This is a genomic window from Hydrocarboniphaga daqingensis (assembly GCF_900129825.1).
In the GTDB taxonomy this organism is placed as follows: domain Bacteria; phylum Pseudomonadota; class Gammaproteobacteria; order Nevskiales; family Nevskiaceae; genus Hydrocarboniphaga; species Hydrocarboniphaga daqingensis.
In genome coordinates this window covers 41,677-65,615 of the sequence record NZ_FQWZ01000008.1, presented here as the reverse complement: position 1 = coordinate 65,615, position 23,939 = coordinate 41,677, and the positions used below count along the sequence as shown (strand labels likewise).

At 65.6% G+C, this 23,939-nt stretch carries 18 protein-coding genes; 8 read left to right on the top strand and 10 right to left on the bottom strand.

Translation table 11 applies throughout. The features are described 5' to 3' along the window. Positions 1 to 28: 28 nt before the first annotated feature. Genes BUB09_RS15320 through BUB09_RS15310 form a run of 3 tightly spaced genes read left to right on the top strand, consistent with a single transcriptional unit; the run spans position 29 to position 1,594 of the window. On the top strand, positions 29 to 349 hold the full coding sequence (locus tag BUB09_RS15320; RefSeq protein WP_072899079.1) for an SCP2 sterol-binding domain-containing protein: 321 nt from the start codon (positions 29 to 31) through the stop codon (positions 347 to 349). Continuing rightward, complete coding sequence (locus tag BUB09_RS15315) at positions 342 to 1,085, top strand: class I SAM-dependent methyltransferase (RefSeq protein ID WP_084083494.1); 744 nt, start codon at positions 342 to 344, stop codon at positions 1,083 to 1,085. The genes BUB09_RS15320 and BUB09_RS15315 overlap by 8 nt, the downstream gene beginning before the upstream one ends. An 8-nt stretch (positions 1,086 to 1,093) precedes the next feature. Continuing rightward, positions 1,094 to 1,594, top strand: coding sequence for a SixA phosphatase family protein (locus BUB09_RS15310; RefSeq protein ID WP_072899077.1), 501 nt, complete (start codon positions 1,094 to 1,096; stop codon positions 1,592 to 1,594). Positions 1,595 to 1,654: 60 nt separating this feature from the next. Here the strand turns inward: BUB09_RS15310 and BUB09_RS15305 are convergent, their stop codons facing one another. Next, the gene (locus BUB09_RS15305; protein WP_072899075.1) at positions 1,655 to 2,176 is read right to left on the bottom strand and encodes a gamma carbonic anhydrase family protein; all 522 of its coding nucleotides are present in this window, start codon (positions 2,174 to 2,176) and stop codon (positions 1,655 to 1,657) included. 117 nt (positions 2,177 to 2,293) lie between these two features. Here BUB09_RS15305 and BUB09_RS15300 point away from each other — a divergent pair, with 117 nt between their 5' ends. Continuing rightward, on the top strand, positions 2,294 to 3,649 hold the full coding sequence (locus BUB09_RS15300; protein ID WP_072899073.1) for a phosphohexomutase domain-containing protein: 1,356 nt from the start codon (positions 2,294 to 2,296) through the stop codon (positions 3,647 to 3,649). 22 nt (positions 3,650 to 3,671) lie between these two features. On the opposite strand, the gene BUB09_RS15295 is transcribed toward BUB09_RS15300, so the two are convergent. Beyond that, entirely contained in the window at positions 3,672 to 4,193 is a 522-nt protein-coding gene (locus BUB09_RS15295) for a DUF1249 domain-containing protein (RefSeq protein WP_072899071.1), read from the bottom strand. Between the two features lie 112 nt (positions 4,194 to 4,305). Here BUB09_RS15295 and BUB09_RS15290 point away from each other — a divergent pair, with 112 nt between their 5' ends. Further along, positions 4,306 to 5,937 carry an alpha-D-glucose phosphate-specific phosphoglucomutase gene (locus tag BUB09_RS15290; RefSeq protein WP_072899069.1) on the top strand — a complete coding sequence of 544 codons (1,632 nt, stop codon included), beginning with the start codon at positions 4,306 to 4,308 and terminating at the stop codon, positions 5,935 to 5,937. A gap of 6 nt (positions 5,938 to 5,943) precedes the next feature. On the opposite strand, the gene BUB09_RS15285 is transcribed toward BUB09_RS15290, so the two are convergent. From BUB09_RS15285 to grxD, 3 genes are all read right to left on the bottom strand, one after another. Then, on the bottom strand, positions 5,944 to 6,705 hold the full coding sequence (locus BUB09_RS15285; RefSeq protein WP_072899068.1) for a competence/damage-inducible protein A: 762 nt from the start codon (positions 6,703 to 6,705) through the stop codon (positions 5,944 to 5,946). 79 nt (positions 6,706 to 6,784) lie between these two features. Then, positions 6,785 to 8,554 (bottom strand): isocitrate dehydrogenase (NADP(+)), encoded by a 1,770-nt coding sequence (gene icd / locus BUB09_RS15280; RefSeq protein WP_072899066.1) that lies wholly within the window; start codon positions 8,552 to 8,554, stop codon positions 6,785 to 6,787. 196 nt (positions 8,555 to 8,750) lie between these two features. Continuing rightward, complete coding sequence (gene grxD / locus BUB09_RS15275; RefSeq protein ID WP_072899064.1) at positions 8,751 to 9,077, bottom strand: Grx4 family monothiol glutaredoxin; 327 nt, start codon at positions 9,075 to 9,077, stop codon at positions 8,751 to 8,753. Positions 9,078 to 9,349: 272 nt separating this feature from the next. On the opposite strand from grxD, the gene BUB09_RS15270 reads away from it, so the two are divergent. The 3 genes from BUB09_RS15270 to nadC all read left to right on the top strand — a co-directional run bounded on the left by BUB09_RS15270 (position 9,350) and on the right by nadC (position 11,839). Continuing rightward, entirely contained in the window at positions 9,350 to 9,925 is a 576-nt protein-coding gene (locus tag BUB09_RS15270; RefSeq protein WP_072899062.1) for a superoxide dismutase, read from the top strand. 141 nt (positions 9,926 to 10,066) lie between these two features. Then, positions 10,067 to 10,963, top strand: a complete 897-nt coding sequence (gene argF, locus BUB09_RS15265) for an ornithine carbamoyltransferase (RefSeq protein WP_072899060.1) — start codon at positions 10,067 to 10,069, stop codon at positions 10,961 to 10,963. A 15-nt stretch (positions 10,964 to 10,978) separates the two neighbouring features. After that, the gene (nadC, locus tag BUB09_RS15260) at positions 10,979 to 11,839 is read left to right on the top strand and encodes a carboxylating nicotinate-nucleotide diphosphorylase (RefSeq protein WP_072899058.1); all 861 of its coding nucleotides are present in this window, start codon (positions 10,979 to 10,981) and stop codon (positions 11,837 to 11,839) included. A 236-nt stretch (positions 11,840 to 12,075) separates the two neighbouring features. Here the strand turns inward: nadC and BUB09_RS15255 are convergent, their stop codons facing one another. The 5 genes from BUB09_RS15255 to bcsQ are packed head-to-tail and all read right to left on the bottom strand — an operon-like array spanning position 12,076 to position 23,935. Continuing rightward, positions 12,076 to 12,591 (bottom strand): tetratricopeptide repeat protein, encoded by a 516-nt coding sequence (locus BUB09_RS15255; protein WP_072899057.1) that lies wholly within the window; start codon positions 12,589 to 12,591, stop codon positions 12,076 to 12,078. Next, positions 12,588 to 17,528, bottom strand: a complete 4,941-nt coding sequence (locus tag BUB09_RS15250; protein ID WP_175550225.1) for a cellulose synthase subunit BcsC-related outer membrane protein — start codon at positions 17,526 to 17,528, stop codon at positions 12,588 to 12,590. The genes BUB09_RS15255 and BUB09_RS15250 overlap by 4 nt, the downstream gene beginning before the upstream one ends. Next, positions 17,525 to 18,664: a cellulose synthase complex periplasmic endoglucanase BcsZ gene (bcsZ, locus tag BUB09_RS15245; RefSeq protein ID WP_175550224.1), complete on the bottom strand. Its 1,140-nt coding sequence runs from the start codon at positions 18,662 to 18,664 to the stop codon at positions 17,525 to 17,527. Before bcsZ ends, BUB09_RS15250 begins: the two co-directional genes overlap by 4 nt. A 40-nt stretch (positions 18,665 to 18,704) precedes the next feature. After that, positions 18,705 to 23,165 carry a UDP-forming cellulose synthase catalytic subunit gene (bcsA, locus tag BUB09_RS17070; protein ID WP_139250314.1) on the bottom strand — a complete coding sequence of 1,487 codons (4,461 nt, stop codon included), beginning with the start codon at positions 23,163 to 23,165 and terminating at the stop codon, positions 18,705 to 18,707. Beyond that, entirely contained in the window at positions 23,165 to 23,935 is a 771-nt protein-coding gene (bcsQ, locus tag BUB09_RS15235; RefSeq protein WP_175550223.1) for a cellulose biosynthesis protein BcsQ, read from the bottom strand. Before bcsQ ends, bcsA begins: the two co-directional genes overlap by 1 nt. Positions 23,936 to 23,939: the final 4 nt, after the last annotated feature.

Sequence of the window (23,939 nt, the reverse complement as noted above, 5' to 3'; positions counted from 1 at the left end):
GACCTGAATTTCAACCCTGAGACGAACCATGAGCGCCGCAACCGACCTGATCAAAAAGATGCCCGCCGCCTTCGATGCCGACGCGGCGTCCGGTACCGACTGCACGATCCAGTTCAACATCTCCACGCCGATGTACGTGGTGATCGCCAACGGCAGCTGCGAGACGCACGAAGGCAACGCCGCCGCCGCCGATGTGACCATCACGATGGAAGACGACGATTTTGTCGCGCTGATGAGCGGTGAGCTCAATGGCATGACCGCGTTCATGACGGGCAAGCTGTCGGTCGACGGCGACCTGATGCTGGCCCAGCGCATGACCACGATCTTCGACGCCGGCAAGCTTGCCTGATCGCCAGGGCCGCTCCGGCCCCAGTGCCATTGCAGCGACAACGACCTCGGGTGGCGACACCCGGGGTTTTTCGTTTGCACTGCAGACCCTCGACGGGCGCCTGTCGCTGTGTGCATTGCACCGCAGCGACTGGGAGCCGATGAGCCTGGATTGGGACTCAGCCGACATACGGCGCCGGATTCAAGCCGGACGTAAGCAACTGCTGCCGCGTGCCTTGGGACTGCACAAGAAGCCCGACCTGCAGATCGTCGACGCGACGGCGGGACTGGGTCGCGATGGATTTACGCTCGCCGCACTTGGTGCGACGGTCACGCTGGTTGAACGCCAACCGATGATCGCAGCACTGCTGCGCGACGCCCGCGAGCGCGCCTTGCAGCTGCCGCACCTCAGCCAAGCTGCGCAGCGCGTCCGTATCGTGGAGTCCGATGCCTTGCCATGGCTCCGACAAGCCGGACAGCATTCGGACCACCCACCGATCGACGCTGTCCATCTGGACCCGATGTACCCCGACGACGGCAAGCGCGCACTGCCGCAGAAAGCGATGCAGATGCTGCGGGCACTGACCGGCGGAGACGCCGACGCCGACCAACTGCTGCAGGCTGCATTGGCCAGCGGCGCGCGGCGCGTGGCGATCAAGCGCGACGCCAAGGCCGGATGGCTGGGAGGACTCAAGCCGGCGCATCAGTTGAGCGGCACGCAAGCGCGTTACGATATCTATCTGAACCCGACTTCGTGACAGGCTGCATGCGCTCGCTGACGCTGGTACGACACGCCAAATCATCTTGGGACAACGCAGCCCTGTCCGACTTCGACCGCCCCTTGAACGACCGCGGGCGTCGCGATGCGCCGCTGATGGCGCAGCGACTGGTGCACTTGCTCGACGGCGAGATCAACGTGCAGTTGGTCGCCAGCCCAGCGGTACGCACCACGAGCACGGCGCGGATCTTTGCCGAGGCGCTCGGGCAGCCACCCGCGTCAATCCGGTTCGATCAGCGCATCTACGACGCCGATGCAGACGCACTGCTGGCCGTGGTCCGCAGCTTGGACGATCAGCATTCCAACGCGGTGCTGTTTGGTCACAACCCCGGAATCAGCGACTTCTGCCATCAGTTGGCGCGCTGCGACTTCGACGACATGCCGACCTGCGCGATCGCGCGCATCGACTTCGACTTGATGCACTGGCGAGATCTGGCACCGGGCCGCGGCCGGCTGCTGGCCTACACCTTCCCCAAGGAACGCCAGTAGCACACTCCGCCGGCAGCCATGCCGGAGCGCTTGCCCGGCATCCACTCGGGGCCACGTCGGCTACAGCGGCCGTAGCCCTTTCAGATAGCGCTGCGCGTTGGCGACGTAGATCTTCGACGGCGCCTGCAGCCCGATGATTTCCTGAGGCGTCAGCTCGCGCACGACTTTCGCCGGTGCGCCGAGAATCATCACGCCGTCGGGAAACTGCTTGTTCTCGGTGATCAGACTGTTGGCGCCGACCAAACAGTTACGCCCGATCCGGGCGCCGTTGAGCAGCACCGATTTCATACCGATCAGCGAGCCATCGCCAACGCTGCAACCATGCAGCATGGCCAGATGGCCGACCGTCACGTCGCGGCCGATGTGCAGCTTGATACCGGGATCGGTATGCAGCACCGCACCGTCTTGAACGTTGCTGTTCTCGCCGATGCGAATCTCATCGTTGTCAGCCCGGATGACCACGTTGAACCAGACACTGGCGCCGCGTTCGAGCACGACGTTGCCGATCAGTTGCGCGCTGTCGGCAACGAAGTTGTCACCGAGGCATTGCGGCTGCAAGGAATCGAGTTGATAGATCATCAATTGGGGTCCGTACCGAGGTCGGCGCCACTGCGGGCGCGGGGCTGTCGCAAGCTGGAGACAGTACCCGGCCGTAGCGCGCTCGCATAGCATGGCGCCGAACCTATCCACACCATCACCATGACCTCGCATCTGCCCGCTTTCAAAGCCTACGACATCCGCGGCCGCGTTCCGGACGAACTCAACCCCGATCTTGCGTATCGTCTCGGCATCGCCTACGCCGAGCGCTTCGCTCCCAAGCGCATCGCGCTGGGCCGCGACATCCGTCATTCGTCACTGCCGTTGCTCAAGGCGCTGGCGCACGGCTTCAATGCGCGCGGTGTCGAAGTGCTGGACCTGGGCTTGTGCGGCACCGAAGAGGTCTATTGGGCCGCGCAGCAGCCGGGGGTCGACGGAGGCATCGAGGTCACCGCCAGCCACAATCCGATGGACTACAACGGCATGAAGCTGGTGCGGGGTGGCGCGATCCCGGTGTCCGGCGACACCGGCCTTCGCGAAATCGAAGCCCAGGTCGCCGCATCGGATGCACGCTGCCCGGTCGGCGAGCCGCTGATGACGCCGGTCGACTATCGCCCTGCTTACGTTCGGCACCTGCTCGGCTATGTGGACGTGGCCAAGCTCAAGCCGCTCAAGATCGTCGTCAATGCCGGCAACGGCGTGGCCGGCGCGGTGGTCGATGCGCTCGAACCCCAGCTGCCGTTCGAGTTCATCAAGGTCCATCACACGCCGGACGGGGACTTTCCGAACGGCATCCCCAACCCGCTGCTGCCCGAAATGCGCGCGCCGACTGCCGATGCCGTCAAAGCGCATGGCGCCGACTTCGGTGTGGCCTGGGATGGTGATTTCGACCGCTGCTTTCTATTCGACGAGCACGGCCGCTTCATCGAGGGCTATTACATCGTCGGCCTGCTCGCGGTCGCGCTGCTGCGCCAGCAACCGGGCGGCAAGATCATCCACGACCCGAGGCTGAGCTGGAACACGGTGGACATGGTCCGGGCCGTCGGTGGCGAGCCGGTGATGTCCAAGACCGGCCATGCGTTCATCAAGGAGCGCATGCGCTTGGAAAACGCGATCTACGGCGGCGAGATGAGTGCCCACCACTATTTCCGCGACTTCGCTTACTGCGACAACGGCAACATTCCGTGGCTGCTGGTCGCGGCACTGATCTGCGAAACGGGCAAGCCATTGTCGGCTCTGGTCGAGGAGCGGATGGCGGCGTTTCCGGCCAGCGGCGAGATCAACCGCAAGGTCGCCGACGTCAAGGCGATGATCGCGCGCGTCGAAGCGGCCTACGCGCCCCAGGCCAACGCGATCGACCGGACCGACGGCATTTCGCTGGACTTCGGCCGCTGGCGGTTCAACCTGCGCGGCTCCAATACCGAGCCGGTGTTGAGGCTCAACGTCGAGTCACGGGGAGACGCGGCGCTGATGCAGGCTCGGACCGATGAAATCCTGGCGCTGATCGACGCCGGTTAAAGCGGATGCCGGTCGCCGGCGGTCAGCCGGCGGCCGCGGCCGCAGCGGCGCCGGCGCTTTTTCCCCGCTGGCGCGGGCGCGCTGTCAGCGTGAAGCCGTGACCATGGGCCAGCAGATACTCCAGCCACTTGCCGAGCATCAGGTTGCGGCGCCACTGCTCGTTCAGGAACTGCCAGGCCTTCGGATCAGCATCGTCTTCGGCCTGCCAAGGCGGGCGATGACTGCATTCCAGCGCCTCGGCCATCGTCGCGTCGCGATACACCCGCACCCAGATGTCGGGCTGGCGGCGTACGCCGTCGGCATCGACGAATTCGTAGGTGAGCTTGAACGTGACCGTATAGCGGTCGCGCTCGCGGACGGTCAGGTGCAGCGGGAAATCCGAGGCCGATTTGGAAACGGCTTCGTCGAACGGGATCTCGAGCTCCGGAATCAGGCGTTCGATCAACCGATAGTTGCGCTCGTACAGATCGAGCAGCTGCGCGAGGCGCCGGGTCTGGGCTCCGCTGTGGAAGGAGCCGGCGTCGGGATGGGAAGTCACTGGCATTGCGGGACTATAAGGCCTCAACGGTCGCTTTCAAGTGTTGATTTGGCGGCTTCCAATGGCGCGGTGGCACGGGCTACAGTGCCCGGCCCCAAGGTCCGTCCATCGAGAGCCCATGTCTGTCCGCGAGATCGCCACCAAACCCTACCCCGACCAGAAATCCGGTACGGCCGGCCTGCGCAAGAAGGTGGTGGTGTTCCAGCAGCCGCACTACCTGGAAAACTTTCTGCAATCGATCTTCGACGTCGAGCCCTCGCTGAAGGGCAAGACGCTGGTCATGGGCGGCGACGGGCGTTATCACAACCGCACGGCGATCCAGACGGCCATCGCGATGGCCGCCGCCAACGGCGTGTCCAAGGTGATCGTCGGCCAAGGCGGCATTCTGTCGACGCCCGCGTCGAGCCACCTGATCCGCCAGACCGGTGCCGCCGGCGGCTTTGTCTTCACTGCCAGCCATAACCCCGCGGGTGAAGACGGCGATTTCGGCATCAAGTTCAATATCTTTGGCGGCGGTCAGGCCGGCGAAGCGCTGACCGACCGCATCTACGCGGCCAGCAAGGCGATCACCAAGTACCGGATCATCGAAAACGTCGACGTCGATCTCGACCGCCGCGGCACGCAGACGGTCGATACGATGACGGTCGAGGTCGTCGACTGCGTCGACGAGTACGCCCGCCTGATGCAGTCCCTGTTCGACTTCGACCGCATCCGTGACTGGTTCAAGAAGGGCCACCGGCTCAGCTTCGACGCGATGCACGCGGTCACCGGCCCCTACGCCCAGCGGCTGTTCGTCGAGCAGCTCGGCGCGCCGGCCAGCAGCGTGATCAATGCCACGCCGCTGGAGGATTTCGGCGGCGGCCATCCCGACCCCAACCTGATTTACGCCAAGCCCTTGGTTGATCTGATGTACGCCGAGGCAGCGCCGGATCTGGGCGGCGCCTCCGACGGCGATGGCGACCGCAACATGATTCTCGGTCGCGGCATCTTCATCTCGCCCGGCGATTCGCTGGCGATGCTGGCGGCACACCTCGACAAGCTGCCCGGCTATCGGCAGGGCTTGGCCGGCGTGGCGCGGTCGATGCCGACCTGTCGGGCGCTGGACAAGGTGGCGCAAGGTCGTGGACTGGACTGCTACGAAACACCGACCGGCTGGAAGTTCTTTGCCAACCTGCTCGACTCCGGCCGCATCACGCTGTGCGGTGAGGAAAGCTTCGGCACCAGTTCCAATCACGTACGCGAGAAGGACGGCGTCTGGGCCGTGCTCGCCTGGCTCAACGTGCTGGCGGTTACCGGTCTGTCGGTCCAGCAGATCGCCGAGGCGCATTGGAAGCAGTACGGCCGCCACTACTACGCGCGCCACGACTACGACGAACTGCCGGTGGACAACGCCAACGCGGTCATGACCGCGCTGACGACGGCGCTGCCGGCGCTGGTGGGCCGCCAGTTCGGCGACTGGACCGTGAGCCAGGCAGATTCCTTTGGCTATCTCGATCCGGTCGACGGCAGCGAGGCGCGCAACCAAGGCTTGCGCGTGGTGTTCGGCGATGCCGCGCGGATCATCGTGCGACTGTCCGGCACCGGTACGCAGGGCGCCACGCTGCGCTTGTATCTCGAGCGCTACGAAACGGCACCCGACCGGCTCGGCTGGGCAACGGGCGACGCCCTCGCGGCCCTGGCCGACATCGCCGACTCACTGGTTCGCATCAGCGAGCTGACCGGCCGCAAGGCGCCCAGCGTTGTGACCTGACAGCGCTCAAGGCGCGCGCAGATCGGCAACCTCGACCGGATAGCCGTCGACCAGCTGCTGGCGGAACCAGACAAAGGCCGGCGCCGCGATCGCCGCCGGCCCCTTGATGCCGAATTCGATGTGGCGCGGCCGGGAAGCATCGCCGCGTGACGGCAGGCTCGACAGCGACACCCCCGGGAAGTCGCGCAGTACTTGCTCCATTAAGTCGAGCAGGTCGCCCTCCGCGCTGGTGCCCGTGGCACGCAAGCTGTACTCGACCGGCGGCGTGGCGGAATGCAGATGCGGCAACTGGGTGTCGAGCACCCATTCCAGCATCGGCCACGCCATCTCCGGAAAGCCGGGCACGCAGTAGACCCCATTGATCGAAAATCCGGCGACACGATTGACCGGGTTCGGGATCAGCGCCGCACCGGCCGGGAAATCGGCCATCAGCACCCGGTTGGGATAGGCCTTGTCGCCGTATTCGTTGACGATCAGCGCCTCGCCTTCCGGATGCCGCACCACCGCCAAGCCGAACGCGCGTGCCACCGCCTGTCGTGTGCGATCGTCGGGCGTGGCACCGATGCCGCCGCAGCTCAGCACCGTATCACCGCGCGCGTGCAGCTGAGACACGGTTTGCGCGATCCGCTCCTCGTCATCGCCGACGATGCGCACTTCGGCCAGCTCGATGCCGCGCGCCTGCAGCAACTCGCGCACTTTGGCCAAGTGACGGTCCTGGCGCTTGCCGGACAGGATCTCGTCTCCGACGATCAACAGCGTTACGCCCATACGCTAGCCTCCAGCTGAAACAAAAAAGGGGCGGCTCAGGGCCGCCCCTCGATTACGACGTTACGGCGTCAGCGGACGCTTATTCAGCCGTCCAGCCGAACTTTTTGATCGCATTGAACAGGTCGGTCTCGGTGACGATGCCGATAATGCGGTCGCCCTGCGAGATCGGCAGGCGGCTGAAGTTCTTGGCCGACAGCATCGCGGCCGCATCGCGGATCGTGGTTTCGGCCGGCACCGACACCACCGGTCGGGAGGCCAGATCCTTGACCTTGGCCGTGGCCGGGTTCTTGTTGCCCTGCACGACCTTGGTGACGATGTCGCGACGCGTCAGGATGCCCCACTGGCCAGCCGCATTCGGGTCGACGACCACCGAGCTGACGCTGTTATCGGCCATGACGCCCATCACCGTTTCGATGGTCTCATCCTCGGACACGGTGATCAGCGCACGGGTCATCAAGTCGCCGACCGTATGCGGAACGCGGCCGGTCGAGATCATCTCCTCGGTCGGCTGCAGCAAGCGGCGGATTTCGCGCTGCTTGCGCTCCTTGATCAGCTGCTCCTGCTGGGCCTTGCGCTTGGCGTTCAGATCGACGCCGCCCTGCATGCGCTCGATCAGTGCGTCGGCGAAGGCCGAGGTGCTGACTTCCTTGGCGCCGTCGATCTGGCGGGCGAAGTCATAGGTGACAATGCCGTCGCTGACCACTTCCGGATACACCAGCGTGATCAGGTCGGCCGCCTCGGACCAGCCCATGTACTCGAGCATCATCACGCCCGAGAACAACAAGCTGCCGGGATTGACCTTGTTCAGGCCTGCGTACTTGGGTGCGGTGCCGTGCGTGGCTTCGAACACGGCCACGCCGTCGCCGATGTTGGCGCCCGGGGCGATGCCGACGCCGCCGACTTCGGCCGCGATCGCATCGGACAGATAGTCGCCATTGAGGTTCATCGTGGCCAGCACGTCGAACTCTTCGGGGCGCAGCAGCATCATCTGGAACATGATGTCCGCGATGCGATCCTTGATGACGATCTTGCCTTCCGGCTGCTTGCCCTTGTACTCGCTGTACAGCTGCTCTTCGGTGATCGTGACGTTGCCGAATTCTTCACGGGCGACTTCGTAGCCCCAGTTCCGGAAGGCGCCTTCCGTGAACTTCATGATGTTGCCCTTGTGGACCAGCGTCACCGACTCGCGGCCATTGTCGATCGCGTACTGAATCGCCTTGCGGACCAGGCGCTTGGTGCCGAACGCCGAGATCGGCTTGACGCCCAGGCCCGCGCCCTCGAAGAACTTCGCTTTGAGCTCCTCACGCAGGAACTTGGCGAGCTTCTCGTTTTCGGGCGAGCCCGACTTGAACTCGATACCGGTGTAAACGTCTTCGGTGTTCTCGCGGAAGATCACCACGTCGACCTTGCCCGGATTCTTCAGCGGGCTCGGCACGCCGGCATAGTGACGCACCGGGCGCACGCAAGCGTAAAGGTCCAGATCCTGACGCAGCGCGACGTTCAAGCTGCGGAAGCCGCCGCCGACCGGCGTCGTCAGCGGACCCTTGATCGACACCACCAAGTCACGCAGGGCTTCGATGGTTTCGTCAGGGCAGTAGTTGCCGTCGTACAGACCGGCCGCCTTTTCGCCGAGAAACACTTCGCACCAGTGGATCTTGCGCTTGCCGCCATAGGCCTTCTCGACCGCCGCATCCCAGATGCGCAAGCAGGCGCGCGTGATGTCCGGGCCGATGCCGTCGCCCTCCACGTAGCCGACGATGGGCTGGTCGGGCATCGAGAGCTTGCCGTCGACGTAGGTGATCTTCTCACCACTGGTGGGGACTTTGATGTGACGGTAAGACGCGCTCATAACCAATCCGGGCTCCGTATTGTTCTGCATCGCAAGGATGGCGCGACGACAATCGGACGCGCCGAGATTCGATCTCGATTGTAGCACCGGGCCCCGCTCAGCACGATTCAAAACCCAGGCGTACGGTCGAGCGGATAGGCCGCCAAAACGACGATGCCCGCTTGCGCGGGCATCGTATCGGCACAGACCGGAAGGCTCAGGCTGCTTTTTTGGTCGCCGCTTCCTGCAGCATCTTGGCCAACTCGCCGGACTGATACAGGTCGAGCGTGATGTCGCAGCCACCGACCAACTCACCCTTGACGTACAGCTGCGGGAACGTCGGCCAGTTGGCGAACTTGGGCAGCGCGCGGTAGATCTCTTCGTCTTCGTAGATGTTGACGTACGCGTATTCGACATCGCACGCGTTGAGCGCCTGTACGGTACGCGCCGAGAAGCCGCACTGAGGAAAGTCGGGCGTCCCCTTCATGTAGATGATGATGGGGTTGTCGGTCACTTGCTTCTTGATGCGTTCGAGAGCATCCATGGGCACCCTCCGGTGATGAGTGGGCGGTTTGGCAGCCGCGGATTATACGCGGCCCGGTTTTTCCTGCAGGGCAGGCAGCAAGATTCATTCCCCGGACGGTCACCGCGCCGCAAACTCAGTCGCGTAAACCGCGCTCGGGTGGCGACGCGCACAGGCCGGCAATATTGAATCTGTCGGAACTGCGGCTTATCTTGGCCGCCCACGCGATCCAATGGCCGCGTCATCGAGCCAGCCGTCCGGCATATCCGGCACCCGCAAGACAAGGAACCCACATGGCCCTCACCCTCCCCGAACTGCCTTACGCCAAAGATGCCCTGCAGCCGCACATGTCGGCTGAAACGCTCGAATTTCACTATGGCAAGCACCACAAGGCGTACGTCGACAACGGCAACAAGCTGATTGCCGGCACCGAGTTCGAGAACATGTCGCTGGAAGACATCGTCAAGAAGTCCTCGGGCAAGATCTTCAACAACGCCGCGCAGGTGTGGAACCACACGTTCTTCTGGAACTGCCTGACGCCGAATCAGGGCGCCCCCGGCAAGAAGCTGACCGATGCGCTGGTCAAGGCATTTGGTGGCGTCGAAGACTTCAAGAAGCAGTTCACCGAAACCGCGATCGGCACCTTCGGCTCGGGCTGGGCTTGGCTGGTCAAGAACGCCGACGGCACGCTGGCGATCACCAGCACGTCCAATGCGCAGACGCCGCTGACCGAAGGCAAGACGCCGCTGCTGACCTGCGACGTCTGGGAGCACGCCTACTACGTCGACTACCGCAACGCGCGCCCGAACTATGTCGAGCACTTCTGGGCGCTGGTCAACTGGGATTTCGTCGAGAAGAATCTCGGCTGATCGCCACGCTTGACCATGGTCGCGTGTGATCGTCTGAACTGACACCCGACCATTTGCACCCGCGGGCCGCGCTCACTGCGCGGCCCGTTTCATTTTCAGCCTCGACCCCAGTCGAGGCCGCAACACCACCGTTTGATCGCCATGACGCGCCATTTCCTGCAATTGACCGACCTGTCCCCTGCCGAAGCGCTTGCGGTGGTGCACCGCGCCAGCGCCCTGCGCGCGCAGCCCGACCCGGGCTACCGCCCGTTCGTCGGCAAGACGCTGGCGATGATCTTCAGCAAGAACTCGACGCGAACGCGCGTCAGCTTCGAATCGGGCATGGCGCGCTTCGGTGGCCACGCGCTGTTTTTGCATTCGGGCGTCACGCAGCTCGGCCGCGACGAGCCGATTGCCGACACCGCACGCGTGCTGTCGCGGATGTGCAGCGCGATCATGATCCGCAACGATTCACAGGCCGACCAGGCCGAAATGGCGGCGTACTCGCGCGTGCCGGTCATCAACGGCTTGTCGGATCTGCATCATCCGTGTCAGTTGCTCGCCGACATGCAGACCTGGATCGAGCATCGCGGCACGATCGCGGGCCGCACGGCCGCCTGGATCGGCGACGGCAACAATGTCTGCCATTCGTTTATCCAGGCCGCGACGCTGTTCGGGTTCACGCTGCGCATCGCCACGCCGGTCGGCTACGAGCCCAAGACCGATCTGGTGGCTGCTGCTGGCGCGGCAGTGCAGATCTGCAGTAGCGCGGCCGATGCCGCCGCCGGCGCCGATCTGGTCGTCACCGACACCTGGACCAGCATGGGCCAGGAAGCGGAGACGCAACGCCGGCTACGTGACTTCGCGAACTATCAGGTCGATGCAGCCCTGATGCGTCGCGCTGCTCCCGATGCGCTGTTCATGCACTGCCTGCCGGCGCATCGCGGCGAAGAAGTCGCCGCCGAGGTGATCGACGGACCTCAGTCGGTGATCTTCGACGAAGCCGAGAACCGGCTGTGGGCGCAGATGGCGCTGCTCGAATTCCTGCTGGCAGCCTGAGCGGAGACGCGTCCGATGAGCATCCGGTTCCCGTTGCCCGAGGGCATCGCCGACAGCGTCGCGCACGCCTTGGCCGAAGACATCGGTAGTGGCGACGTTACGGCGAGGTTGGTTGATGAACAGACCGTGGGCCGCGCCCGCGTCATTGCGCGCGAACCCGCCGTGATCTGCGGTCGCGCCTGGGTCGACGAAGTGTTTCGCCAAGTCGACCCGCGCGTACAGATCCAATGGCAGGTCGACGAGGGCGATCGCGTCGTCGCCGACCAGCGCCTGTTCACGCTGCACGGCCCCGCACGTGCGCTGCTGACCGGCGAGCGCAGCGCGCTGAACTTTCTGCAGACGCTGTCGGGCACCGCGACCACGGTCAGTGCCTACGTCGACGCTGTGGCCGGCACGGGTGCGCGCATCGTCGACACGCGCAAAACCCTGCCCGGCCTGCGCCGCGCGCAGAAGTACGCGGTGCTGTGCGGCGGTGGCCACAACCACCGCATCGGCTTGTATGACGGCATTCTGATCAAGGAAAACCACATCGCGGCGGCCGGCGGCATCGCGGCGGCCATCGCCCAAGCGCGCGCGCTAAATGCCGGTGTGCCGCTGATGACCGAAGCCGAGACGCTGGACGAAGCCCGGATCGCGATCGCCGAGAACGTCGATCTGTTGCTGGTCGACGACTTTGACCACGACATGTTGCGCGAGGCGGTACGGCTGACCCGCGCGCATCGCGCGGCCGGCGGCGTGACGCTGATCGAATACTCCGGCGGCGCGACGCTGCAGAACCTGCGTCCCTATGCCGAAGCCGGCGTCGACCGGATCGCGATCGGCAGCCTAACCAAGCACCTGCGGGCGGTCGATTTGTCGATGCGCTTCGAAGACTAGAACCAGGCACGGTCGCCGGCATCGGGGCGCCGCGCCACCTCGATCACACCTCCCGAGTTGAATCCTCGGGCCGCTGATCGATCACGTGCCGAGCGTCCTGCTTGATCGTGGCGCGTTCTCGTAAGGCCGACGCTCGGTCTAACAGGCGGCCTTCACCAGGGCCGTGACGGACGCGTCGCTCGCGAGATCCGTTACCTCAGCCGCTCAATCGAGGCGGCGACGCGCTATTGCCGGCGCTACTTTTCGGCGCTGGTTCGCGTATCCCACAACGCCGGCGGCGGCGGCGGCAGGTTCTTGAACTCAACCAGGCCACCAACAGTGTCGGTCGAGCCGAGCGTGCGACCGTCCTGCATCGCGTAATTCTGGTTCCAGCTGCGCAGTCGGGCGAGATTGGCGGCGACCTCGGTGTTCTGCGGTGCCAAGCGCTCGGCACGCTGCAACAGCTCCAGCGCTTCGTGGAACTGCCCGGCCTCGGTCTTGGCCACGGCCAGGTTGTTCAAGGCGATCGGATCAAACGGATTGACGCTGACCGCCTGGCCGAAGCCGGCCTCGGCACCGGCGACATCGCCGGCCGCCAGACTCTTGCGCGCCGTGCTGTCGACGCCACCCGGTGCATACGCGGGACCGGCGTCGGCCGTGGCAGCGACGAACGGAGCGCCGGGTCGCGGCTCGCCGGGACCGACTTCACCGATCGCACAGGCGCTCAGGCTCACGGCGAGCATCAGGCTCGTTAGCGGACGGGCGACGTTCATAGCGTCGGATCTCCGAAGTCGTAGTACGGCAACAGGGGCGCGGGCGGTGACGATACCGAGCGCTGCCCGAAGAACGAGAAGCGGATGTAGCCCAGCGCCTGCGACTCTTCGTAATCGCGAGCATTGTCGACACCGAAGCGCGCGCCGGCGATCAGATTCGGCGCCAGCAAGTATTCGAATGCGCCGCCAAAGTTGAAGCCAATGCCGGTCGAACTTTGGCCGCTGAAACCCGTGACGATGGTCGAGTCATCGGGCCGGTCGGTCGCCAGCGTCTCGATCCTCGCCTGCAGGTCCGGATCATTCGGGAACGCGGCGCTACCGTCTTCGCGGAACGACTGAATGCCCAGCGCGGCGCTCAGCCGATACGAGAAGCGGTTACGGCCGCCTGACCATTCCACCGGAACGGCGACCGCGAAGTAGCTCTGTGGACTGAAGTAGCCACCATGCCCGTAGGTGAAATAGCGCAGGTTCTTGTCGTAGAAAAAGGTCGTCAGGTTGATGCCGTAAGTAATGCGCATGTCGCGGCGCTCGAGCGCACGCGCGTAAAAGCCGCCGCCGATCTCGTAGACGCTGTTGCGCGCCACGTTCTCGCCGTCGATCACGTGGTAACTGCCGTCGGCATAAATCCCGAACTGGCCCAAGTCGTAGGCCACGTCGAGCCGACCACCCGTCTTGGCCACGCCGCCCCAGGTGTTGCCGGTTGCCGGGTCCACGGTACCGGCATACGACAGCAAGCTGTCGGCGATCGAGCGACGCGACAGGTCGATCTTCAGGCTCAGACGGTCCATCTTCGGCTGCCAGTTGATCCCGCCCACCAGCGTTTCGACCGGAAAGCCGAGCGGCGACGAGCCGAAGTCGGCGCGGAAGTCACCGATCTGGTACGCCACGCCGAGTGCTACGCCGGACTCGCTCTGCTCGTAGCGGTTGCCGGTGTAATCGACGACGTCGGGATCGACCGCGCCCAGCGCGCCGAACAGCGGCAGCCGCGAGCCCGACACCGAGCCGGCGTCGAGCAACACCGGTACCGCGCGAACTCGAAACCGGCCCGCCTCGACACCGGCCACGCTGAACTCGACCGGCGTTTCCAGATCGGTCAGTCGGTCAAGGCCGGGCTGACCGTCGCGACTGCGCGGATTCAAGCCGAACGACGCATAGGCGCTGCGCTTGGCATTGATGTCGGCAATCTCGCGCAGCACTTCGTTGGGCCGGTCGGCGCTCGGTCGACGGCGCGACAGCACGAAATCGGGCGTCGACAACACGGGGTCGGCGCGCAGCTGCAGGCCCGGCATCGTCGGCGCCGCCATCATCGGCTGGATCGGCGCCGGAACGTAGGCCGGCATCGGCGCCTGCGGTGCCGGCGCAGCGACCGGCGGCGCGGCATAGACCGGCACCGACGGCGCGCTGCCGGCCGGATTGCCGGGCAGCACGCGCCAGCCCTGGCGCTGGTATTCAGCCTCGGTCGCGCCGACGCCCGGCGGCGCCGTTGTGACCGGGGGTGCCGACCCGCCAACTTGCGGATAGGTGTACGGATACGGCTGCGTGCTGATGCCCGGCGCTGCTGGCTGCATCTGCTGCTGGGCGCGCAGCGCGGCGCCCGGATAGGCGGGCGGCGGAACGGCCGGCGCCACGGCTGACGGCGGGATCGTCTGTAGCGATGGCGCGACGGCCGGTGCGGCGCCCGGTAGCAGTTGCGTGGTCACCGGCTCGCCGGTGATGTCGCTCATGTCGCGAATCACGTCCTGGCGCAGCGTGGTCCGCGGTGCGGTGCCAGCGCGCGGTGGCGTGCTCAGCTGCATGCTCGGCGACAGGGCTCGAGGCACATAAGACGGCAGCGTCGCGGGCGGCGCTTGCAGCGTCGACGTCGACGCGGGCTGAGCCGGCGGCTGGATGCTGAAGCTGTAGCGGTCCGGTGCGGTCTGCACCCAGCCCGGCGCGGCCGTGGCGGCCGGCGGTACAGCGGGAGGCGGCGCGGCGACGACACCGCGCTCGGGCGGCGTCGACACCTTGATCGCGCGCGCACCGCGCGAGACGCCGGCGCGGGCAGCTCGCGCCATCGTCGCCGGCGTCACGCGCCAGCCGGCGCGCTGCGCTGCCTGCAGCAGTGCCACACGCCATTGCGCGCGGCTCAAACCGGCAGCGGGATGCCGGTCGCTCAGTGGACGCGACACTTTGACCGTCGTCGCCGCCGCAACGCGGCGGCCGGTCGGCGCAGCTGATCCGATCCGCCGCGGCATCATCGTCGCCGGCGGCTGCAGTGGGTAGGCATCCGGCGTCGGCGGCGCGTAGCCCGGCGCCGCAGGCTGCCCATAGGACGGCGCGTTGACCGGACTGCTGGCCGGATCGAGCAGATACAGCTTGGGTGTGTAGCGGCCGTCGCCAAATTCCGAATCGCCGCCGCGTTCCTGGTCGAGCCGCAGTGCCTGCTGGTATAGCTGCAATGCGCGACCGTCTTCGCCACGGGCACGCGCGGCGCGCGCGGCCAGCGCGTACAGCCTCGGGTTCTGCGGATCGAGCCGGATCGCATCGTCGAGCAGGGTCTGCGCCTGTTCGGGCTGGTTCAGCGACAGCGCCGCGCCGATGGCGCCCTTGTAGGCGTCAAGGTTGTTCGGGTCGGTCTGCAGTGCGCGGCGATACAGCTCGGCCGCCTTGTCGTATTCCTTGGCGTCGTTGTACAGCCGCGCCAGTGCCATCACCAGGCGCGGGTCGTTCGGGTTGACCCGCAGCAGCGGCTCCAGATACTCGTAGGCCCGCGCCAGATTGCCTTCCTCGCGGACCAGGTCGGCCTGGCGCAGCCGATAGGCGATGCGCAAATTAGCCAAGTCCAGCGACTGCTGTTCGCTTAGGTTGCGGTACTTGACCAGCTCTTCCATCACCACTTCGAACTCGGCGTCCTGGCGCAGCTTGAACAGCAAGCCGGCGTACTGCAGCCGCAGACCGAGGTCCGGTGTTGCCTGCCGCGACAGCGCCTGGCGGATGTAGTTGAGTGCGCGGCCGTCCTGGCCGATGTCGGCAAGCCCAGTGGCCATCGCGCCGAGCATCTCGGGCGTGTCCTGCGCGTAGGGCTCGACCTGAGCCAGGATCGCCGCCGCGTCCTGAGGCCGACCGTAGCGGGTCAACACGCCGGCGCGCGTCGTCTGGTAGCGCACCCAGAGGCGACGCTGCAGGTCGGCCATTGGCTGCGTGCGCTGCTCGTACGGCACTTGTTCGAGAATCTGCAGCCCTTCGAGCCAGCTTTCCTGTTCGGCGACCAGCAGTGCCTTGATGTACAGCGCGTCCGGCATCGCCTTGCCGCCGGTCAGCAGGCCGTCGATCAGCGTGTTGGCGTCGCGGGTGCGGTGCTGGCGCTGGTAGATCCGTGACAGTTCCAGCCGCGTCCACGGGCTTTCCGGGTCTTCCAGCAGCGCTTGTTTGAGCAGTGATTCAGCTTGGGCATCGTCCTTGGCATCGGTCGCGAGCTTGGCCTGCTCGCGCAGGTACTGGCCCTTGAGCGCGCCGAGGTTGCCGAGTTCGTCGCGCTGCTGCGGTGGCAGACGGTCGGCCAGGTTCAGGGCTTCCGGCAGCCGGTTGCGCTTGACCAGCGTGGCGATCAATCCGCGCATCGCGCCGACGTCGTCGGGCCGGCTGGCGAGTACCTCGCGGTATACAGTGTCGGCCGCGTCGGCGTCCCCGTTCTCGGCGAGCAAGTCCGCCAACGACACCTTGACCGAGGTTTCCTTGGCGGCGATGCCCGGATCGGCGGCGATCGCGCGGCGCAGCATCGTCTCGGCACCTGCGGTGTCTCCAGCGGTACGCGCGGCCTGCGCTGCGCGTACCTGCTCCCAGAAGCGTGCGCTGCCGAGTGCTTCCTTCCAACGGCTGGCGCGCTTGGGCGCCATCGATGTCGCTTGCTGAAGGTACTGGCGCGCTTCGCTGTAACGCTCTTGCCGCAAGCGCACGATGCCAAGGCCTCCGACCGCATCGTCGCTGTCGGGATAGGCGGCAAACAGCTGTTCGAACGCCGACGAGGCTTGCGCGATGTCGCCACTGTTGAGCTGGTCGTAAGCCTGCTGCACCTGTTGGGCGCGCAACTGCTCGGCGGTCATCGCCTTGGCCTGCTCGGCGCGGCCGGGATACCCAGACGGTGCCGCCGCTGACGCTTGGCCGCTGCGCAGCGTGTCGAGCTTGGCGCTGACCTGCGCGTTCTTGTGCTGCGCCAGATACGCCTGATAGAGGCGCTCGTCAGCCGGCTTGGCGCCGAGCCAGATCAGGGCTTGAGCCCAAGCCTGTTCGGCCGGTGTCGCGACGCTGGCCTGCGTGCTGAGCCGGGCCAGGCTGGCAATACCGTCGCGGCGCGTTTCTTCGCGATACGTCAGGTGCTGGGCCAGCGCGAGCTGGTAAAGCGGTTCATCCGGGTTGGCCTTGACCAGCTTTTCGAGACCGTCGCGCGCCGGCTGCCAGCCATCTTTGGCGCCGGCCAGCGTCTGGTAGTACTCGAGGCCGAGGCGACCGTCCGGAATCTGGTCGCTGAACACTTGGCGATACGCGGCCACGGCTTCGTCGAACTTGCCGTCGCGGCCCAGTGCGCGAGGCCCCTGCAACTTTTCTTGGTCGTAGCTGCCGGTGCGGATCGCGTCTTCGATCTTGCGCAGGTTCGGAGAGCCCGGATGCTTTTCACGCAGCCGGTCGAGATACACCTGGGCGGCGGCACCCCGCCCGCTCTGGGCTTCGGAGATCGCCAGTCCGCCGAGTGCATCGGCATTGTCCGGTGCCACCCGCAGCAGCTTGAGCCAAGCTTCGCGCGCCAGGTCGTAACGACCTTTGTCTTCCCAGTACTGGGCCTGCGTCACCAGCTGATCGGTGGAGGCCTGGGCGTACGCGAGTGACGGCAGCATCCACGGCGAGGCCGACAGCCACAGCGCCGTCAGCAACGCACGCCGCCGTGCGGCCGTCGAATTCACCGCCCGAACCATAGCCTCTCCCATCTGAGTATCAGGCGCCCATCCGCATCGAATCGGTAACGCCCGTCGAACCCGCCTTCGCCGAACAGCGCGAGCACTTGGTCGTAGTAATGGGCGGGCTGCCCCAGCAGACCTGCATGTCGCCGCTTTTGCAGTTCCTGCAGTTGATTTTGTACCGCAGCATCTTCACTCAAGCCTTTGAGCCAAGGCAACACGGCGGCGCTGAAGCCCACCGGCGGCGTGCCGCTGACGGCACCCGTGACGATGTCGATCTTCTCGGGCGGCAGGCCGCCTGCGCGAATCGCATCGAGATAGCCGCCGTAGCGCTGCAAGCCCGCAGCGTCGATCGCCACCGACAGCGCCGGCCACAGATAAGCGCGGATCGCGTCATAGCTGCCAAGGTTGGGAGCGGTCACGTCGGGCATCACGCGGCCGGCCTCGTCGAGTACGAACCAGTCGGGCACCACGCCGCGCGGCGCGATCTGTGGCAGCAGTCGTTCGTAGTTCTGCCACAGCTCGAGCCAGGGTCCTTCGGGATCGTCGCTGGCCAAACCCTGGAACTGGAAGCGCGGGTAGTAGCTGGGGTTGAGCTTCCAGCGAGAGCCGTCGAGCACGAAACCCAGCGGCGCCGGCAACATCAACTTGCCGCTGGCGCCCATCACGACCACTTCCTGCGCCTTGATCTGCCACAACAGCAAACGCGCGGTCTGGGCCAGCGCCGGGTCCTGCCAGATACGCGCCGCTTGCAGCAGTGTGTACGCGATCCACAAGTCGGCATCGGCGGCGGCGTTCGGGTCGAGCACGCCCCAGCTACCGTCGTCGCGCTGCCCCCATAACCAGGCCGGCAGCCGCTTGGCGAAGTCGCCGTCGCACAGGTTGTCGCGCGTCCAGTTGAGAATCTGGTCGAAGCGCGCACGGTCGTTGGCGACCAGCGCGAAGAACAGCGAGTACGCCTGCCCTTCGGACGTGCTGCGCCGGCCGGCTGTGATGTCGACGACGCGGCCGTCGGGCTGGATAAAGTGCTCGGCGTAGGCCTGCCACTGCGTCCACGGCGCATGCGCTCGCTGCCACAGCCAGCCCAGGCCAACGACGAGGGTCAGCAGCAGCGCCCCGGTGATCCCGACCAAGCCCTTCACCGGCAATGCCTGCTGTCGTGCCCGTATCCGCTCGCTGCGATCAGTGTCCGCCGCCGTTCTTGCGGACCACGGCCATGCGCCGCAGCGTGCGATACATGACGACCGCGACCAGCAAGGCCGCCAGCAAGGCAACGAACGCCAGCACGACCGGCTGCTGGGCGAACCACCAGCGCAGCGCGGTGAAGAACGGCAAATGGCCCACCGTGTACTGGCTGCCCATCACGTAGTGGTTGATCTCGTCGTCATTGAGCAGCACCAGATCGCCGCGGACGAACTGCGTCTTGCCGGTATCGGCCAGCATGCCGGCCATTTTGGCCAGACGCTCGCCATCACCCGCGGTCAGCACGACCACGGTGCGGTCGGAGTCCATCGGCGACTGGAAGCTCATCATCGCCGCCAGCGACTGGCCGGCCTGCAGAATCACGTTGCCGGCGTGGCCGATCGCAGCGTCGACGTCGCGACCTTCCCACCGGGCGCGCAAGCGCTCGACCGGGCCGATCACGCGCAGACGGGTGACGCCACCGGTAAAGGTCATCGGCATCTGCTCGGCCCACATATCGAGCATCGGCTGGCTGCTGCCGCTGCCGAGCACCAGGATGTCGCGATCCGACAGTGCGTCGGCGTCGGCGGCATGCCCGAGCTTGAAGCGATGCGCCGGGTAGCCCGTCGCCTTGCCGATGTGACCCATCACGATCAGGAACGCTTCGGCGTCCTTGGCACCCATCTGGTCGGCCAGGATGATGCCGGTCTGCGACAGATCAGCGTACTTGCTGAACGGAAAGCCGCCGTTGGCAAACAGCGACAACTCCGGCAGATACGTGAAGTGCGGATAGGCTGACAGGTCGATCGTCGAATCCTTGTCGATCGAGCCACGCAAGTTGTCGAGCACGACGTCCTTGCAGGGGCCTTCCTTCTTGCGTTCGAAGTAGTACTGGAACTGCAGGCCGTTGTCGGCGCCGAACTTGTAGTCGGGCACGTAGACGGTGGCGCTGTTGATCGAGGTCGTCGTTCCCACAAACGGCAGATTGATGCGGTCGGCCGCTGCTTGATCTTCGCCGGTCGACGACAAGGCGACGGCCGAAACGAACTCGCCGTTGCTATTGATGTTCAGCGTGGACTTGGAGCCGACCGTCGGCGTGTAGCGGTACTTGAGCTTGAGCTTCATGCCTTCGCCGCGCCACGTGAACAGATCGGGCGGCGCGTGGAACGGCACGCTGATCGGCTCCGGATACAGGCCGGTGGATTCCAGCGCATACGACTCGACCAGCTCACCGACCTGTACCGGGCGATCGGTCGGAATCCAGCGCGGGGCATCGTAGGGCTTGCGCGGCTCCGGCTCGGCAAACTCGCGTACGGCGACGCTATCGCCGGCCAGTGCCTGCGTGCTCAGCGTCAGCGCACGCGCCGCCATGTTCAGCGACGCACCGTCGTTACCCGACACCACCAGCAACTTGGCGCCGCGGCCGCGCGGGTTGTCCAGCATGCTGACCTTGGCACCGCCACCACCGCCGGGAACGGACAAACCGTCGGGCAGCGCGCCGTTGCTGGAGATCACCACGGCATGCCCGGTCGGCAGCTGGTTGACGTAGACCGGGAAGCTGACCGCGCGATAGGTCGCGATCGAACCGAACCATGACGCGATCACGCCGGCGGCTTCAAGCTCGGCCAAACCCGGTGGCGATGTGAACACGAACGGCAATGTCAGCGGACGCGAGTCACGCGGGTCGAAGAACGGCTGCGGCAGCGTCTTCAGGTCGTTCGCCAGCGCCAGCGGCTGCACTTCGAGTTCCAGCGTCGAGGTGTTGCTGACGATGCTCCACAGCGTCGAGTCGACCGGATTCTGGCAATCGAGCGTGTACGACATGATCGCCTGCAGGCCGATCTGGTTGTACTGCACGAACAGGCGTGGATCGATGTCGATTTCGCGTTCGGCGCCGGCCGCCGTCTGCTCATTGATGCGGATCGTGCCGACCAACTCGCTGTTGACCAGCACATTCAAGTGCGAGCTGTTGAACAACAGCGCCGGCGAATGCGCGAACTTGAGCTTGAGCTTGGCCCGCGACACCACCTCGTCGTCGCGCACCGACAATGGGATCGCGAACTCGCCCTGCACGCCGCGCAGCCGGATCGGCTTCTGCACGCCCAGGTCCTTGAAGCTGAGGCTGCGCAGTTCGGTGCGCGTGGCACTGACGATCGGCGCGCTGCTGTTGATCGGCGCGATCGCGTCGATCCGGCTGCTGTCCTGCGCGCGGCTGTCAGGGCTGAACCCTGCACTGCCGCAGGCCAGGCCGATCAGCAGACCGGCGCCGATCGCCTTGCGCGGCCGCGCCGAGCGGACCAGTTTCTTGAGCAGCTGTTTCATTTCGCTTCCCGCTGTTGCAAAACCCACGTTGGCCATCCTTAACGTCCCCACCACGCCCAGCGTCAAAACCTGCTTGAACGAATTCTGCATGTCGTCCATCGGACGATTCTCGGCCCAGTGGACCCAGGCATCGGCGCGTCCGAAGATCGCATAGATCAGCTGACTTTCCTGCCGCAGATTCATTTCCGCGAACTGCACCGCCAGTACATCGCCGGTCGAGCGCGTGACGGTCGCGTCGATCCACACGGTCTTGTACTCGGGCGCCAGCGCCACCTGCACCACCGAATCCAGCGGCAGATGCAGCGGCTGAACAAGGTTGAGTGCCGTCCCGCCTTCTGACAAATCGATCGTCGTTGCCCCGATTTCGGGGCCGCCCGGCACGCGCACGCGCGCGCTGATATCGGTGGAAACACGGATCGCCTGGCGAATCTGGCGCGATTCCCAGGCCACCGACAGCGCGGCGCCGACAATGATGATGTTGTAGGTCGTCCACAGCAGATTCAGCACGACGGTGTCGATCTCGTGGGTGTTCCAGAACAGCAGCCGCATCATGCCGACGGCGATGCCGATGATGTTCAGCACCAGAATCGTCACATACGGCTTGGCGATGTCGCGATCGAAATACTCATGCGACACCAAGCCGCCCTTGGCGGTGACGTTGAACGTACCCAGCTTGGGGTTGATCAAGGCCAGCAGCGTCGGCACCAGAATGTAGGTGGCCAGCACCGTCTCGTAGACCTCGGCCCAGAACGAGTGGCGGAACGGCCCCTGCAAGCGCGAGTTGGTCAGGTTGGCGTGCATGATGTGCGGCCCGGCGTAGGCCAGGATCAGCAATGCGCCGGCTTGGATGATGTGCGCCTGGAAGAACAGGTACGACAGCGGCGCGGTCAAGAACACCAGTCGCGGCAAGCCGTAGAAGAAGTGCAGCATCGCATTGGTGTAGCACAGACGCTGGCCCCATTTGAGGCCGCGCTTCAGGATCGGGTTGTCGACGCGAAAGATCTGCGCCATGCCGCGCGCCCAACGGATGCGCTGGCCGACGTGCGCCGACAACGATTCGGTGGCCAGTCCCGCGGCTTGGGCCAGGTTGATGTAGGCGGTGTTCCAGCCACGGCGGTGCATCTTCAGCGAGGTGTGCGCGTCCTCGGTGACGGTTTCCACCGCGATGCCGCCGACTTCCTTGAGCGCGGTCCGGCGCAGCACGGCGCAGGACCCGCAGAAGAACGTCGCGTTCCAGAAGTCATTGCCGTCCTGCAGCAGGCCGTAGAACAGCTCACCTTCGTTGGGCACGCGGCGGAACGTGCCGAGGTTGCGTTCGAACGGGTCAGGCGAGAAAAAGTGGTGCGGCGTCTGCAGCATGCCCAGCTTCGGGTCGCGCAGAAACCAGCCCAGCGTGATCTGCAGGAACGAGCGCGTCGGCACGTGATCGCAGTCGAAGATCGCGATGTACTCGCCGTGGGTCTTCTCCATGGCCCGGTTCAAGTTGCCCGCCTTGGCATGCTTGGAGTCGTTACGGGTGATGTGCGTGGCACCGACCGCGGCACAGAAGTCCTTGAACTCCTGACGACGTCCGTCGTCGAGCACGTAGACGTTGAAGCGGTCCTTGGGCCAGTCCATCGCCAGCGCCGCCAGCACGGTCGGCCGCACGACCTTGAGCGGCTCGTTGTAGGTCGGGATGTAGATATCGACGGTCGGCCACTGCGTCGGCGAAGCCGGCATCGGGCTGGGTTTGCGCTGCAACGGCCACAGCACCTGGAAGTAACCCAGCACCAGCACGACGAACGCATACGCCTCGGCGAGAATCAGGCCGATCGCGAAAAACGTGTCGATGAAGTCGCGCGAGCTGAAGCCGACCGACTCGGTCAGGCGCCAGTACATGTAGCGCGTCGATACCAGCACCGAGATGCCCATCATCATCAGCGAGATCAACCGGCCTTCGATCCGGTTGAGCCAGGTCGCGGCCAGAAACATCGACACGCCGAACAGCGCCTGCCAGGTCAGCGACAGCGGCACCGTGACGACGACGTAGGCCGGCAGCACGCAGACCAGCAACACCCCCCACATCGCCCACGGGTGCTCCCACAGCGGACGCTCGACCAGGCGCTCGATGTTGCGATCGAGATTGCCGCTCATCGACATCAGGCGATCCTCGCCAGCAGCCAGTCGGCGGCATCGCCGACATCACGCGCGGCCATGGCGTCGGGTGCATAGCGCGACACTGGTGACTGGCAGGCCATCGCCTCCTCGACCGTGGCGTCGAAGCGGATCACGGACGGCATCAGCCGGGGCCCCAGCTCGCGCTGTAGCGCCGACAGCACGTCGCGGCACAGCGGGCGCGCGGCATTCATCCGGTTCACCAAATAATGCGCACCGCCAAACGCGGGACGCGGGCGGCAGTATTCGTCGAGCCAACGCTCCATGCTCGCGATCGTCACGAACGACGCTGCGTCGGGCAGCATCACCATCACCGCCACATCCGCTGCCAGCAGTGCCTGCTGCAGATAAACCGATCCGCCGGGTGGCGTGTCGATCAAGGTGATCGTGCGCTCCGGCAGCGGGACGGACGCCAGCTGTCTGGCCAGCCACAGCGGATCGCCGTCAAGCGCGCGCTCGAACTCGCGCCGGTGCGCCTCGGACAGCGAGCCGTAGGGCAACACCTGCATGCCATAAGGGCTGAGGAATTCGGCATCGGCCAGCGGACGACGCGCCAAACCGTTCACGGCCAAGCCGCCGCTGTCATCGACCGGCATCCGCAGATGCAGCCGCAACGCATTTTGAGGGTCGAGGTCGACCGCCAATACCGGGCGCTCGCGGTCGACCAGCGCCATCGCCAGATTGGCGACCAGCGTCGTTTTGCCGACGCCGCCTTTCGGGGAGACGACGGCGATCACCGTAGAAGCTGCGGTCACGGGC

What these genes read in the sequence shown, in the direction of transcription:
- BUB09_RS15290 (WP_072899069.1), top strand. Translation starts at nt 4,306, where the DNA reads ATGTCTGTCCGCGAGATCGCCACCAAACCCTACCCCGACCAGAAATCC.
- BUB09_RS15285 (WP_072899068.1), bottom strand. Translation starts at nt 6,705, where the DNA reads ATGGGCGTAACGCTGTTGATCGTCGGAGACGAGATCCTGTCCGGCAAG.
- bcsA (WP_139250314.1), bottom strand. Translation starts at nt 23,165, where the DNA reads ATGTCGATGAGCGGCAATCTCGATCGCAACATCGAGCGCCTGGTCGAG.
- BUB09_RS15320 (WP_072899079.1), top strand. Translation starts at nt 29, where the DNA reads ATGAGCGCCGCAACCGACCTGATCAAAAAGATGCCCGCCGCCTTCGAT.
- BUB09_RS15270 (WP_072899062.1), top strand. Translation starts at nt 9,350, where the DNA reads ATGGCCCTCACCCTCCCCGAACTGCCTTACGCCAAAGATGCCCTGCAG.
- BUB09_RS15255 (WP_072899057.1), bottom strand. Translation starts at nt 12,591, where the DNA reads ATGAACGTCGCCCGTCCGCTAACGAGCCTGATGCTCGCCGTGAGCCTG.
- grxD (WP_072899064.1), bottom strand. Translation starts at nt 9,077, where the DNA reads ATGGATGCTCTCGAACGCATCAAGAAGCAAGTGACCGACAACCCCATC.
- nadC (WP_072899058.1), top strand. Translation starts at nt 10,979, where the DNA reads ATGAGCATCCGGTTCCCGTTGCCCGAGGGCATCGCCGACAGCGTCGCG.
- icd (WP_072899066.1), bottom strand. Translation starts at nt 8,554, where the DNA reads ATGAGCGCGTCTTACCGTCACATCAAAGTCCCCACCAGTGGTGAGAAG.
- argF (WP_072899060.1), top strand. Translation starts at nt 10,067, where the DNA reads ATGACGCGCCATTTCCTGCAATTGACCGACCTGTCCCCTGCCGAAGCG.
- BUB09_RS15300 (WP_072899073.1), top strand. Translation starts at nt 2,294, where the DNA reads ATGACCTCGCATCTGCCCGCTTTCAAAGCCTACGACATCCGCGGCCGC.
- BUB09_RS15310 (WP_072899077.1), top strand. Translation starts at nt 1,094, where the DNA reads ATGCGCTCGCTGACGCTGGTACGACACGCCAAATCATCTTGGGACAAC.
- BUB09_RS15295 (WP_072899071.1), bottom strand. Translation starts at nt 4,193, where the DNA reads ATGCCAGTGACTTCCCATCCCGACGCCGGCTCCTTCCACAGCGGAGCC.